We start from the raw sequence: 644 nt of genomic DNA, 5'->3' as shown, positions 1-644 counted from the left end.
CGCCGTCGACCTTGTACTGGCCCTCGTCGCCCTCGCCGATGACGAGCGCCTGCTCGGAGCCGCTGTACGGGACGCTCTTGGAGTCGGTCACCGTGATGACGCGCTTGTTGATCTTGAACGTGTCGGTGGCGTAGATCTCGTCGCAGTTATTGGTGGCGGCCCAGGTGGCCTTCACCATGTAGTCGCCCGCGTCGGAGGGCTTGTCGCCGGACCACGTCTTGCCGCCGTCGGAGCTGTAGGTGTAGCTCGGGTCGCCGTAGTCGCCGCCGTTGGTGGAGGCCTCCTCGGTCGCGGCCTTCTCGCCGTAGGTCCAGTCGTCGAGCGAGACCGTGCCCTGGAACTGGGTGGCGCCGGCCTTGGTGATGGTCAGCGTGCCGCTGACGGTGACGTCGTAGTTGGACGCCTTGCCGCCCTCGATGGACCAGACCGCGCCGTCCTCGCCGGTGCCGACCACCTGCGTGTAGGGGCCGACCTCGGTGCCGGTGACCTTGGCGGTCACGACGAGCTTCTCGCCCTTCGCCGCGTCGCCGTCGACCTTGTACTGGCCCTCGTCGCCCTCGCCGATGACGAGCGCCTGCTCGGAGCCGCTGTACGGGACGCTCTTGGAGTCGGTCACCGTGATGACGCGCTTGTTGATCTTGAAC

Annotated in this window: 1 protein-coding gene; it reads right to left on the bottom strand. The window is 67.4% G+C overall.

The features are described 5' to 3' along the window. Positions 1-644, bottom strand: a 644-nt coding sequence (locus B5G20_RS10410; protein ID WP_158094442.1) for a hypothetical protein, incomplete at both ends; no start/stop codon positions are given.

The sequence above is a fragment of the Collinsella sp. An7 genome (assembly GCF_002159335.1).
Taxonomy (GTDB): domain Bacteria; phylum Actinomycetota; class Coriobacteriia; order Coriobacteriales; family Coriobacteriaceae; genus Coprousia.
The sequence above is the reverse complement of the archived record's forward strand: the minus strand, read 5'-3'. Positions and strand labels throughout refer to the sequence as shown.